12 protein-coding genes are annotated in these 14,373 nt (G+C 72.5%); 7 read left to right on the forward strand and 5 right to left on the reverse strand.

Annotated features, from left to right (window positions below; translation table 11 throughout):
* Positions 1–91: 91 nt before the first annotated feature.
* Positions 92–772, reverse strand: a complete 681-nt coding sequence (locus tag ACWD26_RS17250) for a TetR/AcrR family transcriptional regulator (protein ID WP_451270797.1) — start codon at positions 770–772, stop codon at positions 92–94.
* A 167-nt stretch (positions 773–939) separates the two neighbouring features.
* On the opposite strand from ACWD26_RS17250, the gene ACWD26_RS17255 reads away from it, so the two are divergent.
* On the forward strand, positions 940–2,205 hold the full coding sequence (locus ACWD26_RS17255) for a YncE family protein (RefSeq protein ID WP_451270799.1): 1,266 nt from the start codon (positions 940–942) through the stop codon (positions 2,203–2,205).
* On the opposite strand, the gene ACWD26_RS17260 is transcribed toward ACWD26_RS17255, so the two are convergent.
* Together ACWD26_RS17260 and ACWD26_RS17265 are read right to left on the reverse strand one after the other, a co-directional pair.
* Positions 2,198–4,063: a cellulase family glycosylhydrolase gene (locus ACWD26_RS17260; protein WP_451270801.1), complete on the reverse strand. Its 1,866-nt coding sequence runs from the start codon at positions 4,061–4,063 to the stop codon at positions 2,198–2,200. The genes ACWD26_RS17255 and ACWD26_RS17260 overlap by 8 nt on opposite strands.
* Positions 4,064–4,150: 87 nt before the next feature.
* The gene (locus ACWD26_RS17265) at positions 4,151–6,175 is read right to left on the reverse strand and encodes a GTP-binding protein (protein WP_451270803.1); all 2,025 of its coding nucleotides are present in this window, start codon (positions 6,173–6,175) and stop codon (positions 4,151–4,153) included.
* Between the two features lie 283 nt (positions 6,176–6,458).
* On the opposite strand from ACWD26_RS17265, the gene ACWD26_RS17270 reads away from it, so the two are divergent.
* Entirely contained in the window at positions 6,459–7,727 is a 1,269-nt protein-coding gene (locus ACWD26_RS17270; RefSeq protein WP_451270805.1) for an XdhC family protein, read from the forward strand.
* Here the strand turns inward: ACWD26_RS17270 and ACWD26_RS17275 are convergent, their stop codons facing one another.
* Positions 7,728–8,231 (reverse strand): metallophosphoesterase family protein, encoded by a 504-nt coding sequence (locus ACWD26_RS17275; RefSeq protein WP_451270807.1) that lies wholly within the window; start codon positions 8,229–8,231, stop codon positions 7,728–7,730.
* 195 nt (positions 8,232–8,426) lie between these two features.
* Here ACWD26_RS17275 and ACWD26_RS17280 point away from each other — a divergent pair, with 195 nt between their 5' ends.
* A complete protein-coding gene (locus ACWD26_RS17280; RefSeq protein ID WP_451270809.1) occupies positions 8,427–9,446 on the forward strand; it encodes an NAD-dependent protein deacetylase in 1,020 nt (339 codons plus the stop codon).
* On the opposite strand, the gene ACWD26_RS17285 is transcribed toward ACWD26_RS17280, so the two are convergent.
* Complete coding sequence (locus ACWD26_RS17285; RefSeq protein WP_451270811.1) at positions 9,443–10,306, reverse strand: oxygenase MpaB family protein; 864 nt, start codon at positions 10,304–10,306, stop codon at positions 9,443–9,445. The two genes, ACWD26_RS17280 and ACWD26_RS17285, sit on opposite strands and share 4 nt — an antisense overlap.
* 392 nt (positions 10,307–10,698) lie before the next feature.
* Here ACWD26_RS17285 and ACWD26_RS17290 point away from each other — a divergent pair, with 392 nt between their 5' ends.
* The 4 genes from ACWD26_RS17290 (at position 10,699) to ACWD26_RS17305 (ending at position 14,337) form a co-directional block, all read left to right on the forward strand.
* Positions 10,699–11,544, forward strand: coding sequence for a UbiA family prenyltransferase (locus ACWD26_RS17290; protein ID WP_451270813.1), 846 nt, complete (start codon positions 10,699–10,701; stop codon positions 11,542–11,544).
* A 125-nt stretch (positions 11,545–11,669) separates the two neighbouring features.
* On the forward strand, positions 11,670–12,758 hold the full coding sequence (locus ACWD26_RS17295) for a type III polyketide synthase (protein WP_451270815.1): 1,089 nt from the start codon (positions 11,670–11,672) through the stop codon (positions 12,756–12,758).
* On the forward strand, positions 12,755–13,273 hold the full coding sequence (locus ACWD26_RS17300) for an isoprenylcysteine carboxyl methyltransferase family protein (protein WP_451270817.1): 519 nt from the start codon (positions 12,755–12,757) through the stop codon (positions 13,271–13,273). The genes ACWD26_RS17295 and ACWD26_RS17300 overlap by 4 nt, the downstream gene beginning before the upstream one ends.
* Positions 13,274–13,284: 11 nt before the next feature.
* Entirely contained in the window at positions 13,285–14,337 is a 1,053-nt protein-coding gene (locus tag ACWD26_RS17305; protein ID WP_451270819.1) for an FAD-dependent oxidoreductase, read from the forward strand.
* The last annotated feature ends 36 nt before the right edge of the window (positions 14,338–14,373 follow it).

Genomic DNA, 14,373 nt, shown 5'->3' on the forward strand with positions numbered 1-14,373 from the left:
TGGGCGCCGGCGGCGGAGCCGGGGGCCGGGCAACGAGCCTCGACACGGCCCCTTCCGGATACCACCTGCGCCAACTGCGCCAATGTCGCCCCTACCCGGCCGTCGCCCCTTCCTCCGCCTCCGGGTGCCACCCCGCCGGTCGCAGTACCCCCAGGAGGAGTCGGACCAGTTCGTCGACCACTTCGTCGAGGGGGGCGTCGACCCAGCCGGCCTGCCAGTCGTGGAGGAGGCCGTTGACGCTGCCGATGAAGGCGGTGGCGGCGATGCGGTAGTCGCGGTCGACGGCCTCGCCGCGCGCGGCGGCAGCGGCGGCCTCGGCGCAGATGAAGTCGATCCAGCGGGCGCGGCGTTCGAGGCGCTGGCGCTCCAGACGGGGGCTGACGCCGACGATCTCGGTGAAGGTGATGCGCAGCCGCCGGGGGTCACCGGTGACGTTGGCGGCGTAGGCGCGGAACGCGGCGGTGGCGCGCTCGGCGATCGGCTGCCCCTCCGCCGTGGCCAGGCCGGTGAGCGCGGCCTCCTCGGCCCAGTCGTTGACCTGGAGGTGGAGGGCGGCCAGCACGTCCTCCAAGGTGCTGAACTCCTCGTAGAACTGTCGGGTCGACAGTCCGGCGGCCTCGCTCAGCGCCACGATCGTGGTCCCCCGGAAGCCGGGGCTGTCGCCGAAGAGCTGGAGGCCCGCGTCGAGGAAGCGGCCGCGGCGCTCGGCCCGGCGCTCCGCCGCGGTTCTGCCCCCGTAACGGCCGGTGGGCTGTTTGAGCCTGCCCGCCACGCTTCTCCTCCCGACGAAACCCCACGCGTTGCGACGACCGGTTCGGCCGTCGGTCGATTTTGTCGTGTCCCCGGTCTTGTGGTGAAGCGCGCCAGTTCCTTACTTTCCAGTAAGTCTGCTCTGAACACTGGCGTGTTCAGACTCCGCCCGCGCAGGAGGAACCGACCATGCCCGTCGCCCCCGGCCCTCGCCGTCGTAGAACCCGCCACCTGGGTGCCGTCGCCGCAGCCCTCGCGCTGACCGCCTCCGCCGCCGCGACCGCCACCCCGGCGACCGCCGCGGCCGACCTGCGGGAGGTGATGTTCGTGGGCAACAACTGGGAGGGCACCGCGGACGTCATCAAGGCCTCCGGCGACTTCGCGAAGATCGGCCGGATCAACGTCATCCCGGACAAGGACCAGCGGATGGCGGAGATCAACGCCGACCCGATCCGGTGGATCGCCTTCATGACGATCCGGAACAGCGTGGGCGAGGGCCACGACCAGTTCGTGGACGACATGTACTCCACCCCGGACGGCTCGTCGATGGTCGTCTCCCGCCCGAGCTTCGCGGACGTGGTCTCCATCAACGTCCGGACCGGTGCCGTCAACTGGCGTTTCCCCGTGTCGGGTTACCGCTCCGACCACATGGCGGTCTCCCCCGACGGCAAGCGGGTCGCGGTGTCCGCGTCGACGGGGAACACCGTGCATGTGCTGGACATCGTCACCGGCAAGCAGCTCGGCTCGTTCAAGACCGGCGACAAGCCGCACGAGAACATCTTCACCAGTGACGGCAAGTACATCTGGAACATGGCGATCGGTGATGTGAACACCCAGACCGACGCGCCCTGGCTGGACTGGACGAAGGGCGACCGGAAGATCACGGTCGCCGACGCCACCACCTTCCAGCAGGTCAAGGTGATCGACATGCGGGACCGGTTGAACGCGATCGGGCTCAACGACTACTCGGACGCGGTCCGCCCCGCCGCGTTCTCGCCCGACGAGACGAAGCTGTACTTCCAGGTGTCGTTCTTCAACGGCTTCTTCGAGTACGACATCGCCACCGACAAGATCACCCGCACCAAGACCCTGCCGAAGTCCCCGGGCGTCAGCGACGACCGCACCACCTTCGTCAACGACTCGCGCCACCACGGTCTCACGATGAAGCCGGACGGCACCAAGCTGTGCGTCGCGGGCACGATGGACGACTACGCGACCGTCGTGGACCGCGCGACGCTCCAGGAGGGCCCGCTCGTCCCCGTCTCCAAGCCGTACTGGTCGACCGTCAGCGGCGACGGCAAGTCCTGTGTGGTCTCCGAGAGCGGCGCCGACCAGGTCACGGCGATCGACTTCGCCACCGGGAAGAAGACCGTGTCCGTCGCAGTCGGCGACCACCCCCAGCGGGTGCGGTTGGCGAAGGTGCCCGCCGACTGGACCGGACCTTCCGCTAACTGAACTCGGAGGCCAGCCAACTCGACAGCTCCGTCCGCGCCGCGTTCAGCCGCGTCGTGGACGGAGCTGTCGCGCCGTTGGTGACCAGGGCGTAGTGGAGCTTGCCCGAGTCCGCGGCGGTGAGGAGCAGCCGACGGCTGCCGGTGCCGCCCGGTTCCTTGGCGGCGGCGATCGGCGTGGAGGTGGTGTAGGCCGGCGGCGCGGCCGTCACCCCGAGGTCGGACACCACCGTGGTGGATCCGGTCGGGAAGGATGCCGGCAGGTGCAGCTCGGTCGGTTCGGTGCTGCCGTCCGAGCGCCAGACCAGCAGGGAGTACTGGCCCGAGCCGACGAGCGAGGAGACGTTCGGCAGTGAGCTGGGCACCGGGTTCCACGTCAGTGTCGTGGAGCCGTCGCGCGAGCGGTCCTCGTAGGTGAAGGCGACCGTGCTGCCCGCCGTGGCGCTCGGGTAGATCCGGTCCAGCATCCGGGCGTCCTGGCGGAGCACGGCCGTACCGGAGTCGTCGAGCCGTACGGCCGACAGGTTCTCGTCGTTCCAGGCGTCACCCTCGACCATCACCTTGTCGGGGTTGTCGTTCATCAGCTCGTGGTGGCGGCCGTTGTAGATGTCCCACTGCCACTGGGAGCCGGAGAGGACCGGGCCGGAGGCGGCCGGGTTCGACCACCAGTCGACGCCCTTCACCCGGGAGTCGAGCGCCTGGTACATGGCCTTGTAGACCGTGGGCGCCTTGTCGGAGACCGAACCGGCGAGCGGGTGGCCGAACTCGCTGATGATCGCCGCCGTGCCGCCCGCCGCGGCGCGGTCACGCACGGTCCCGAAGTCGGTCGTGTACTGGCCGTTCTCCGCCTTGCCCCACATGAAGACGCCGGAGATCGCCTTCTGGTCGTAGAAGTGGGTGTTGAAGACGAAGCGCGGTCCGATCGTGCCGGCGTCGAGGAGTCCGCCCTCCTGCCTCTGGAAGTCGAGGTTGGCGTTCCAGAAGAGGTTCGGCTCGACGAAGGCGGGTTTGGACTGCCAGCCCGCCGCGTCCATCCGGGCGCGGAACTTGACGTAGAACGGCCACAGGACGTCCTTCTCCCATGCCCTGCTGGTCTGGCCCGAGTCGAGGATGCCGGGGTGCGGCTCGTTCCACGGGTCGAAGCCGACGACGCCCTGGAACTGGGCGGCCGTGAGGTTGGACTTCACGTACGTCATCGTCTTCTGCGCGGTGGCGAGGAAGGAGTCCTGGAGCCCGTAGGTGTTGTGCCAGAAGTCGTACGTCGACTCCGTCACCGCCGCGTTGGAGGTGATGTTCTGTCCCCAGAACGGGCAGATCCCGCAGTACTCGTCGGGATAGTCACCGAGGTCGACGGCCCACTTGGGGGCGCCGTCGCCGGTGTACCAGCTGTCCGAGTCGAACAGCCAGCGGGAGTACAGGTCCTGGTGGAAGTCGGGGTAGACCTTGATCCCGGCGTCCAGGAACGCGCCCATCTGCGCGGTGGCCGCCGCGAGGTAGGTGGTGTCCACCTGCCCGCGCACCGGTTCGGCGTATGCCCAGGACAGCAGGAAGCGGACGGAGTTGCCGCCGCCGAGCGCCCTGAGCGCGGTCGCCGACTTCTTCGCGTCGGCGACCGAGGCGAAGGGCAGACCGTTGTTCTCCTTGAGTTTCGTCTCACCCGAGACGTTGTAGCCGCGCAGGACGACCTCGCGGCCGAGGCCGTCCTTGAAGCGGCCGTTCTCGACGGTCAGAGTGGCCGCGGCCTGCGAGTCGAACCAGAGTTCGTCAGTGAGAGCGGAGGCGGGCTGAGTGGGGCCCGCCGTGGTCAGGAAGCCGGTGACGAGTACCAGGACACCGAGCAGACGAGTGCGCAATCTTGACATGTCCGCCACATTCGACATGTGCACTACCGTCCCAATGGGCAGGCGGACCGTCAATACCATCTGACGCACGAGTAAGTACCCGTTTTCTCAGTACAGTTCACCTGTCACGGCTTGCGATCCTCGGGGGCCGACCCGTCCGGTCAGATTCAGCAGGTACTCCTTGCGGTCGAGCGGGTTGAGGTCGGTGCGCGGTCGTGTGGGGACGGTGGCGCCGCCGACCGGCGCGTAGTGGTCGAAGGCCGTCTCCAACTCGCCCTCGCCGCCGGTCAGTCCGGGCAGCCGTTGCTCCAGCCCGTGGACCCGGGCGGCCGGCACCAGCCCCTCCAGCAGGACGGCCGTACCGATCGTCTCCGAGTGCCTCGGTACGGCTCGGTGCGCGGCCAGCACCGGCAGGACCGCGCCCAGCGTGTCCGCCGGGGCGGCGACACGGAAGCGGTGCATGGGCTCGTGCACCCGGGTACCGGCCCGCCGCAGCGCGTCCATCAGCACCAGCGGGGTCAGCCCCCGGAAGTCGGCGCCCGTGCTGGACATGCTCTTGTCGAAGCCCTGGTGGGCGTGGCTCTGCCGGGGTGAGTAGCCGGAGTGCGTCATGGTCACCGTGCAGTCCGGGACCCGCCAGCCGTGGACACCTTGCTCCAGCACCTCCCGCACGGTGTCCTCGACGGCCTTGAAGAAGGCGTACGGCATGGACCCGAGCTCCACCTCGAGGCGGAACTCCACCCCGGAGCCGACCGGCGCCGGCTCCACCCGCAGCCCTACCGTCGCGAGGAAGGGGTTGCCGTCCTTCTTGTTGAACTCCACGGCCGAGCCGCTGCCGAGGAGGCGCTCGACGCAGATGGTGGTCGTCTCGCGGAAGGTGACGTCGATGCCGTACTCATCGGCGAGCGTCGCCTGGACGACCTCCTTCTGCACCTCCCCGTACAGCGACACGGAGGTCTCCTGCCGGAGGTCGTCGCGCCGGAGGCCGATCAGCGGGTCCTGTTCGGCGAGTTGGGTGAGGGCGAGGTGGAGGGCGCCTCCCTCCTCGGCGTGCACGGGGAGGACGACCGTTTCGAGGGTGGGCGGCGCGAAGTGGTGTCCGTCCGCCGTCCGCTCACGCGGTACGCCGATGGTGTCACCGATGCGGATGTCGGCGAGGCCCCACAGCCGGGCGATCCGGCCGGCCGACACAGCCGTGTCCCGTACGGCGGTGCCGTGGGCGAAGAGACCGACGGCGGTGACCTTTCCTTCCTGCTCGCCGTCACGGAAGGTCAGGCGGTCGCGGGTGCGCAGCGTGCCGCCGAACATCCGTACGTAGGCGATCTTCTCGCCCGCCGGGCCGCGCTCGACCTTGAAGACCGTGCCGGAGACCGGTCCGTCCGCGTCCCCCTCCGCGGCGGGGAGCAAGTCCCTGATCCCGGCGACGAGTTCGGCGATGCCCGCGCCGGTGATCGCCGAGCCGTGGAAGACCGGGTGCACCAGGGCCTCGCCGGTCCGGGCGGCGAGTTCCGCGCGCAGTCGGGTGTCGGGGACGTCCGTCCCTCCGTCCACGTAGGCGGCGAGCAGGTCGTCGTCGTACTCGGCGAGGAGTTCGAGGAGCCCGGGCGGGAGGGGGTCGTACGGGATGAAGTGGGCCTCTGGGGTGCCGAGTCGGCCGACCTCGCCCATGGGGGCGATGGCCGGGGTGAGCCGTGTCGCGACGGTCCTCAGCAGTTCGCCGTGGCGCGCCCCTCGGCGGTCGATCTTGTTGACGAAGATCAGCGTGGGGATGCGCAGGCGGCGCAGGGTGCGCATGAGGACACGGGTCTGCGCCTGGACGCCTTCGACGGCGGAGATCACGAGGACGGCGCCGTCGAGCACGTTCAGGACGCGCTCCACCTCGGCGATGAAGTCGGGATGGCCCGGGGTGTCGATGAGGTTGACGGTGATGTCGTCGATCTCGAAGGAGACGACGGCGGACTTGATGGTGATGCCGCGCTGTCGTTCCAGCGCGAGGGTGTCCGTGCGGGTGCTGCCGGCGTCGACGCTGCCGATCTCGTCGATGACTCCGACGGTGTGCAGCAGGCGTTCGGTGAGGCTGGTCTTACCTGCGTCGACGTGCGCGAGGATGCCCAGGTTGAGCGTGCGTGACAAGCGTCATGTCCTTCGAAGTGGGGGTCGTTCCTTCTCGGGGGGACATGAACGCAGCGCGCATCGGGGCTCCTTGATCGGTCGGTAGTACTGGTGCAGTGCAGCAGAGGGTTCGGAGCGGTCGCAACGGAATTACGGCCGGGGGGGCCTCGAACGCCGGACGGGCTGAATGGTGCCGGGCTCGCCTCGAAGGCCGCTCGGGCCGCCTGTTCCTGGTCGAGGGGCGGGGTCCGGGGTGGGGCCGCAGGATGGGACAGGTGGGGCGGTGGTGAGAGGAGCGGACGTCATGCGTGAGGTGCTTCCCGCGCTCGGCGAGTGGTACGCGGCCGGGTCCCCCTTCGGTCTCGCCACCGTGGTCGCGGTGAGCCGGAGCGCGCCGCGCGGGCCGGGGGCGGCCATGGCGGTCGGGCCCGGGGACGAGGTCGTGGGCAGTGTGTCCGGCGGCTGTGTGGAGGGCGTGGTGTTCGAGCTGGCCCAGGAGGTCGTGGCGTCCGGCGAGGCACGGGTCGAGACCTTCGGGTACAGCGATGAGGACGCGTTCGCGGTGGGGCTGATGTGCGGGGGCGAGATCACGCTGCTGGTGCGGCGGGTTTCGGCGGCCGAGGACCCCTGGTTCGGGCCGGTCGTGGAGTCGGTGGCCGCCGGGCGTCCGGTGACCGTGGCGACCGTGATCGACGGTCCGGCGCCACGCGGTGCCACGCTCGCCGTGTGGCCGGACGCGGCGGCCGGTGCACCCGGCGCCGACGGGAACAGCACGGTCGGCGTCCACGACGGCCACGGCGGCCCCGTTGGCCCCGTTGGCCCCGACAGCCACGGCACAGGCGGCGCGCGTGCCACGCGCGGCGAACACGGCGGGGTCGGCACACACGACGCACACGGCGCGCCCGGCACCGTCGGCACGCTCGGCTCGGCGGGGCTGGACGCGGCGGTCACCGCCGACGCGCGGGGTGAACTCGCCCAGGGCATCACCGGGCAGCGGCACTACGGGCCGCACGGCGAGCGGCGCGAGGACTCGGTCACCGTCTTCCTGCACTCCTTCGCGCCGCCGCCTCGCATGCTGGTGTTCGGCGCGATCGACTACGCGGCCGCGGTCGCCCGGATCGGCGACTTCCTCGGCTACCGCGTCACGGTGTGCGACGCCCGACCGGTCTTCGCCACACCGAAGCGCTTCCCCGCCGCCGTCGAGGTGGTCGTCGACTGGCCGCACCGCTATCTGCGGGACACCTCCACCGACGACCGCACGGTGGTCTGCGTGCTCACCCACGACCCCAAGTTCGACGTGCCGCTGCTGGAGGAGGCGTTGCGCCGCCCGGCCGCGTACATCGGGGCGATGGGCAGCCGCCGTACGCACGACGACCGGATGTGGCGGCTGCGGGAGGCCGGGCTCGACGGGGCCGAACTGTCCCGGCTGCGCTCCCCGGTCGGCCTGGACCTCGGCGCCCGTACGCCCGAGGAGGTGGCCGTGTCCGTCGCGGCGGAGATCGTCGCCCTGCGGTGGGGCGGCAGTGGGGTGCCGCTGACGGCGACGACCGGGGTGATCCATCCCCCGACGTGATCAGGTACGGGGCGGCAGCCGGTGCAGGTGTACGTCCGTCAGGTCGCCGTTCGTCACCGTCGCCGTCATGTAGGTGCAGTGGGGCTGTCGGCGGCGGTCCGTCGGGGAGCCGGGGTTGAGGAGGCGCAGGCCGGTGGCCGTGGTCGTGTCCCACGGGATGTGGCTGTGGCCGAAGACGAGGACATCGGTGTCGGGGAAACGGGCGGCGCAGCGGGCTTCGCGTCCCTGGGCGAGGCCCGTCTCGTGGACGACGGCCAACCGAAGGCCGGCCAGCTCGGCGTGGGCCACTTCGGGGAGGCGGGCGCGCAGTGCGGGGCCGTCGTTGTTGCCGTACACGGCGACCAGGCGGCGGGAGCGGGCTTCGAGGAGGTCGAGGGTGGCCTCGTCGACCCAGTCACCGGCGTGGACGACCACGTCGGCCCGCGGAAGTTCGGCGAGCAGCGGCTCGGGCAGCGCTTTCGCGCGCTTGGGCAGGTGGGTGTCACTCATCAGCAGCAGGCGCACGGGGCCAGCGTGCCAGACGGCGACGGGGCAGGCGCGCGTCAGTCGACCGCCCGACCGGCGTCCACGCGGGCGAGCGTCGCCGAGCGAACGCACCTGCTGGACGGAGCAGCAGGCCTGCATGACGACGGACCTTCGGGGGTATCCAGCCGGCTGAGGCGATCTGCCGGCGGCAGCGTGTTCCGTACGCTGGACGGCATGCGCATGCGCCCCACTTTGAACTGGTCCCCTGCCGAGGACCTGCCGCCGGGCACCACGGACCTCGAACCCGTCGCCGATGCGCTGGGCTCCGGCGGTGTGCTGGTGCTCAGCGGGGCGGGCATCTCCACGGAGTCGGGCATCCCCGACTACCGGGGCGAGGGCGGGAGTCTGAGCCGGCACACCCCGATGACCTATCAGGACTTCACCGCGAGCGCCCAGGCCCGGCGCCGGTACTGGGCGCGCGGCCACCTCGGCTGGCGCACCTTCGGCCGTGCCCGCCCCAACGCCGGGCACCGGGCCGTGGCCGCGTTCGGGCGGCACGGTCTGCTCTCGGGTGTGATCACCCAGAACGTCGACGGTCTGCACCAGGCCGCAGGCAGCGAGGGCGTCGTGGAACTCCACGGAAGCCTGGAGCGGGTCGTCTGCCTCTCCTGCGGCGCGTTCAGCCCGCGCCGTGAACTAGCCCGGCGGCTGGAGGAGGCCAACGCGGGCTTCACGCCGGTGGCCGCAGGAATCAACCCGGACGGCGACGCCGACCTCACCGACGAGCAGGTCGGGGACTTCCGCGTGGTGCCCTGCACGGTCTGCGGCGGCATCCTCAAGCCGGACGTGGTGTTCTTCGGCGAGGCCGTTCCGCCGTCGCGGGTCGAGCACTGCCGCTCACTGGTCCGTGGGGCGGCCTCGCTGCTGGTCCTGGGCTCCTCGCTGACGGTGATGTCCGGGCTCCGGTTCGTCCGTCAGGCAGCCGAGGCCGGGACGCCGGTGCTGATCGTCAACCGGGACGCCACCCGGGGTGACCGGCACGCCGTCACCCGGGTCGCGCTCCCGCTGGGAACGGCCCTCACCACTGTGGCCGACCGGCTGGGCATTGCCGTCGACAACGAGGTGACGGCCGGGGCGGGCGGAGCCGGGGCGAGCGGAGCCGGAGCGGGTGTCGGATCACCGCAGTCGCCTCGCCGCGGCTCGGGCGCGCAGTCGGTGGTGCCGCCAGGGCGCGGTCCGGACGGCGCATGTTAGGGCGGGGGGTTCATGCTCCACCTGATCGCCCTGGTCACGATGTGGCCGGTGAGCGGTATCGCGACGTCCTCGAGCACGGGGAGGTGTGGCAGCCCCAGCAGCCCGCGGGCCCACTCCGGGAGCGACGCCACCGCGTTGGCGGCGAGCAGACCGTAGGCGGGCCGGGCGGCGAGCGGCAGCGGTGGGTGTACCAGCAGGAAGCGTGCGGTCGCCCTGCTCTCCGGGGTGGCACGCAGTTCCGGACGGTACGCGGCCAGGCGCGCTTCGAGCTCCGCCCGCGTCCGTGGCGGGTCCGGCACCCCGAGGGCCGTCGCCACCTTCGCCGTGTCCGCCACGTAGCCGTCGTAGTCGGTGGAGGCGAGGGGCCGGGCCCCGAAGCGCTCGTGGGCGCGCAGGAAGCTGTCCGTCTCGGTGATGTGCACCCATTCGAGCAGGTGGGGATCGGCGGCGTGGTAGTGCTCGCCCTCCGTGGTCGTCCCCCTGACCCGCTCGTGGATCGCGCGGACCCGTTCGACGGCGCTGCGGGCGTCGTCGGCGGTTCCGAAGGTCGTCACGGCGAGGAACGTACTGGTGCGCTGCAACCGCCCCCAGGGGTCGCCGCGGTACCCGGAATGAGCGGCCACGGCGGCCATGGCCAGCGGGTGCAGGGACTGCAGCAGCAGGGCGCGCAGTCCGCCGATGAACATGGAGGCGTCCCCGTGCACGACGCGGATGGGCCGCTCGGGGCCGAACCACCGTGGCCCCGGCGTGTTGTGGATGCGAGCACGGTTCGCCGGGCCGTCCGGCCCGGCGACACGGCGGAAGAGTGCCGCACCGAGCCTGCCCCGCACACCGGAGACCGTGAGGACGTCCCTGTCCATGGTCCCATTCTGCGACGTCGTCGTCCGCGGCGGAACAGCCGGCGGCGTTGTCTCCCCGCAGGGGTGGGACGACCTCCCGCAGGGGCACGGCCCCATGGTCGACCGGGTCGCCGCCCCCGCGCATGTGGACGTCCACCGAATGCCGGAGTGCCTCGTGTGGGCGGGCGGGCGACGTGGCAGCGATCCTGCATGTCCCCGATGACCACGTGTGCGACGGGAACCATCGGCTGGGGCGCCGGACTCGCCGTACAGCCGGCACGCCGCGGAGGCGCGGGGTGCGCGGCGCTCCTTTGCGCCTGTTCCGGTACGGCGTCCCCGCCGAGGCGTTGCCCGCGCACGATGTCCGGCGTGCTCGTGGCCACGAGCCGTCCCGGGCCGGTCGGGGTGCCGCGATGCCCGTGACCACCCGCGCGGTCCCGGCGCGCCCCGGATCGCCGTCCATGCCCGCGCTGCTCGTCGCCGCCCACGGCGGGCCCGCCCTCGCGGTCACCGCCGTCACGGGTCTGCTCGCACTCCGCGCCGGGCTGCGCCCGCTCGACGCCGTCGCCGTCACCGCGGCGGTGTTCACCGGCCAGCTCACGATCGGCTGGGGCAACGACCTGCTGGACCTGCGTCGCGATCGCGCCGTCGGTCGCACCGACAAGCCGTTGGCCGTCGGCGCCCTGCCGGTCGGCCGGGTGGTGCCGGCGCTGGTCGTGGCCGCACTCGCCTGTCTCGTGCTGTCCGCGCTGGCCGACTGGCGCAGCGCGCTGGTCAACGCCACCCTTGCCACCGGTGCGGGCCACGCCTACAACCTCGGGCTCAAGGCGACGGCGTGGTCCTGGGCGCCGTACGCCTGCGCCTTCGGGACGCTGCCCTCGGTCGTCACCCTCGCCGACCCCGCCCGGGGCTGGGCACCGCTGTGGATGACCTGCGCCGGCGCCACGCTCGGTGTCGGGGCGCACCTGCTCAACACGCTGCCCGACCTCGCCGACGACGAACGTACCGGCGTCCGCGGCCTCCCGCACCGGATCGGCGAACGCCGCTCTCGCGTCCTCGCCGCCGTGCTGCTGCCCGCCGCCTCGCTGCTCGCCGTGCTCGGTCCCGCGGGAACGCCCCCGGTGTGGGGGTGGGCGGTCCTCGCGCTGGTGACGGTCCTGGCACTGCTCACGCTGGTCGCCCGCGCCCGTACTCCCTTCCGGGCCGCGGTGGCCATCGCCCTGCTCGACGTCGTCCTGCTCGTGGCGGCCGACCGATGACGCCCTCATCCAGCCCCTTCGCCCTCCCACCGCCGGGCGCCCGGCCGCCCGGCGGTGGGTGCCGGGCCGTGCGTCCCGGCCGCCGACCAGTCCGCCGGCCCGCCAGTCCAGCCCTAGGAGCCAGCATGGCCATGCGCATCATCGGCGTTCACGGCGCCCTGCCCGAGCACCGCCACCGGCAGGAGGACATCACCGAGTTATTCACCACCATGCTGGGCAAGGACACGGCCCCACACGGCGTCGTGGAACGGTTGCACCGCAACGTGTGTGTCGAGACCCGGCACACCGTGCTCCCGCTGGAGGCGTACGGCCGGCTCGAGAACTTCGGCCAGTCGAACGACGTCTTCATCCGGGCCGGCGTCGAACTCGGCGCCCGCGCGGTGGTGGACGCGCTCAAGGGCGTCGGCCTCACACCGGCCGACGTCGACTACATCGTGTCGTGCACGGTGACCGGCCTGGCCGTCCCCTCGCTCGAGGCCCGCGTCGCGGCGGAGATCGGGCTTCGGCCCGATGTGGTGCGCCTGCCCCTCGTCGGCCTCGGCTGTGTGGCGGGGGCGGCCGGTGTCGCCCGCCTGCACGACCTGCTGCGCGGCCGCCCGGACGGGGTCGCGGTGCTGATGTCGGTCGAGCTGTGCTCGCTCACGCTGCAGCGCGACGACACCTCGGTCGCCAACCTCGTGGCCGGCGGCCTGTTCGGGGACGGCGCCGCGGCGGTGGTCGCCGTCGGCACCGAGCACCCGCTGGCGCGGTCCGACGCCCCTGCTCGTCCCGAGGTCCTCGCGTCGCGCAGCCGTCTCTACCCCGACTCGGAGCGCATGATGGGCTGGGACGTGGGCTCCGGCGGGCTGAAGATCGTGCTCGACCCCTCGGTCCCCGACCTGGTGCGCCGTCACATCGGCGAGGACGTCCGCGGCTTCCTCGCCGACCACGGGCTGACACGCGACGACCTCGGCTGGTACGTGGCGCACCCCGGCGGCCCCAAGGTCCTCGAAGCGCTGCAGGACGCCCTCGGTGTCGAGCGGGACGCCCTGGCCATGACCTGGGACTCGCTGCGCCGGATCGGCAACCTGTCCTCGTCCTCGGTGCTGCACGTCCTGGCAGACACGCTCGCCGAGCGTCCGCCCACGCCCGGCTCCCACGGGCTCATGCTCGCCATGGGCCCGGGCTTCTGTTCCGAGTTCGTGCTCCTGCGCGCTCCGGGTGGTGGGCGGTGACCAGCGAGGTCGTGTTCACCGTCCTGGTCCTGGCAGTCGGCCTGGAGCGGGTCGCCGAGCTGGTCGTGTCCCGGCGCAACGCCGCCCTCAGTTTCGCGCGGGGCGGCGTGGAGGCCGGGCGGGGGCACTACCCGTTCATGGTGGTCCTGCACACGGGCCTGCTCGTCGGCGCGCTCGTGGAGGTGTGGACGCGCCGGCCGGACGCGGTGGCGGTCCTCGCCTGGACCATGCTCGCCCTCGTCGCGGCCTCGCAGGCGTTGCGCTGGTGGTGCATCGCCACCCTGGGACGGCAGTGGAACACCCGGGTGATCGTCGTGCCGGGCGCCGCGCGCGTGACGGGCGGCCCCTATCGCTGGATTCCGCATCCCAACTACCTCGCCGTCGTCGTGGAGGGGCTCGCGCTCCCCCTGGTGCACTCGGCCTGGGTCACGGCGGTCGTCTTCACCACGCTGAACGGGTTCCTGCTCGCCACCCGCATCCGCGCCGAGGACGCCGCCCTGGCACAACTGGCCTGAAGGAGACGCACATGGACCTGCTCGTCGTCGGCGGGGGGCCGGCCGGCCTGGCCACGGCCCTGCACGCGGCCCGGGCGGGCCTCGACGTCGCCGTGTGGGAGCAACGCGCCGGCACGGTCGACAAGGCGTGCGGCGAGGGACTGATGCCGGGCGCCGTCGCCGCGTTGGCGGCGCTCGGCCTGCGCCCGCCCGGGCGCGACCTGCGCGGCATCCGCTACGTGGCCGGACCGCGCCGGGTCGATGCCGACTTCGCGGCGGGCCCGGGCCGGGGGGTACGTCGTACGACGCTGCACGCGGCGCTGCGCGAGGGGGTGCTCGCCGCGGGCGTACGGGTCGATCAGCGCACCGCGCACCGCGTCGAGCAGGACGAGGACGGTGTGCTGGTCGACGGCACGCGTGCCGGCCACCTCGTCGCGGCCGACGGCCTGCACTCGCCGATCCGCCGGGCCCTGGGGCTCGACCGGCCGCGCCGGGCCCGCCCGCGACACGGGTTGCGGCGCCACTACGAGCTCGCCCCCTGGAGCGACCACGTCGAGGTGCACTGGGCCCCGAGCGCGGAGGCCTACGTGACCCCGGTGGCCGACGACCTCGTGGGCGTCGCCGTGCTCACCGCGGCCCGGGGGTCGTTCGACGACCACCTCGCCGCCTTCCCCGAACTGCGGGAGCGGCTGGCCGGGGCCGCGCACGCCGGACCGGTGCGCGGGGCGGGCCCGCTCCGCCAGGCCACGAGCGCGCGCACCGCCGGCCGGGTGCTGCTCGTCGGCGATGCCGCCGGCTACGTCGACGCGCTGACCGGTGAGGGCATCGCGCTGGCGCTGGCCCAGGCGTCGGCGGCAATCCGGGCCGTCACCAGCGGTGACGTGGTGGGCTACGAACGGGAGTGGCGCCGGCTCACACGGCGCTACCGCTGGCTGACGCACGCGCTGCTCGGCACGACGCGGGTGCCCCCCGCTCGCGCGGCGCTGGTGCCGCTGGCACAGCGGCTGCCGTGGCTGTTCGCCGCGACCGTCGACGCGCTGGCCGGCCCGGCCGGGCGGCATCGGACGAGCGGGCCGAGCGGGTAGCCGACGGCCGCCGTGCCCGAGTGTGGGAGACCGTCG

The sequence above is a fragment of the Streptomyces sp. NPDC002787 genome (genome assembly GCF_053592095.1).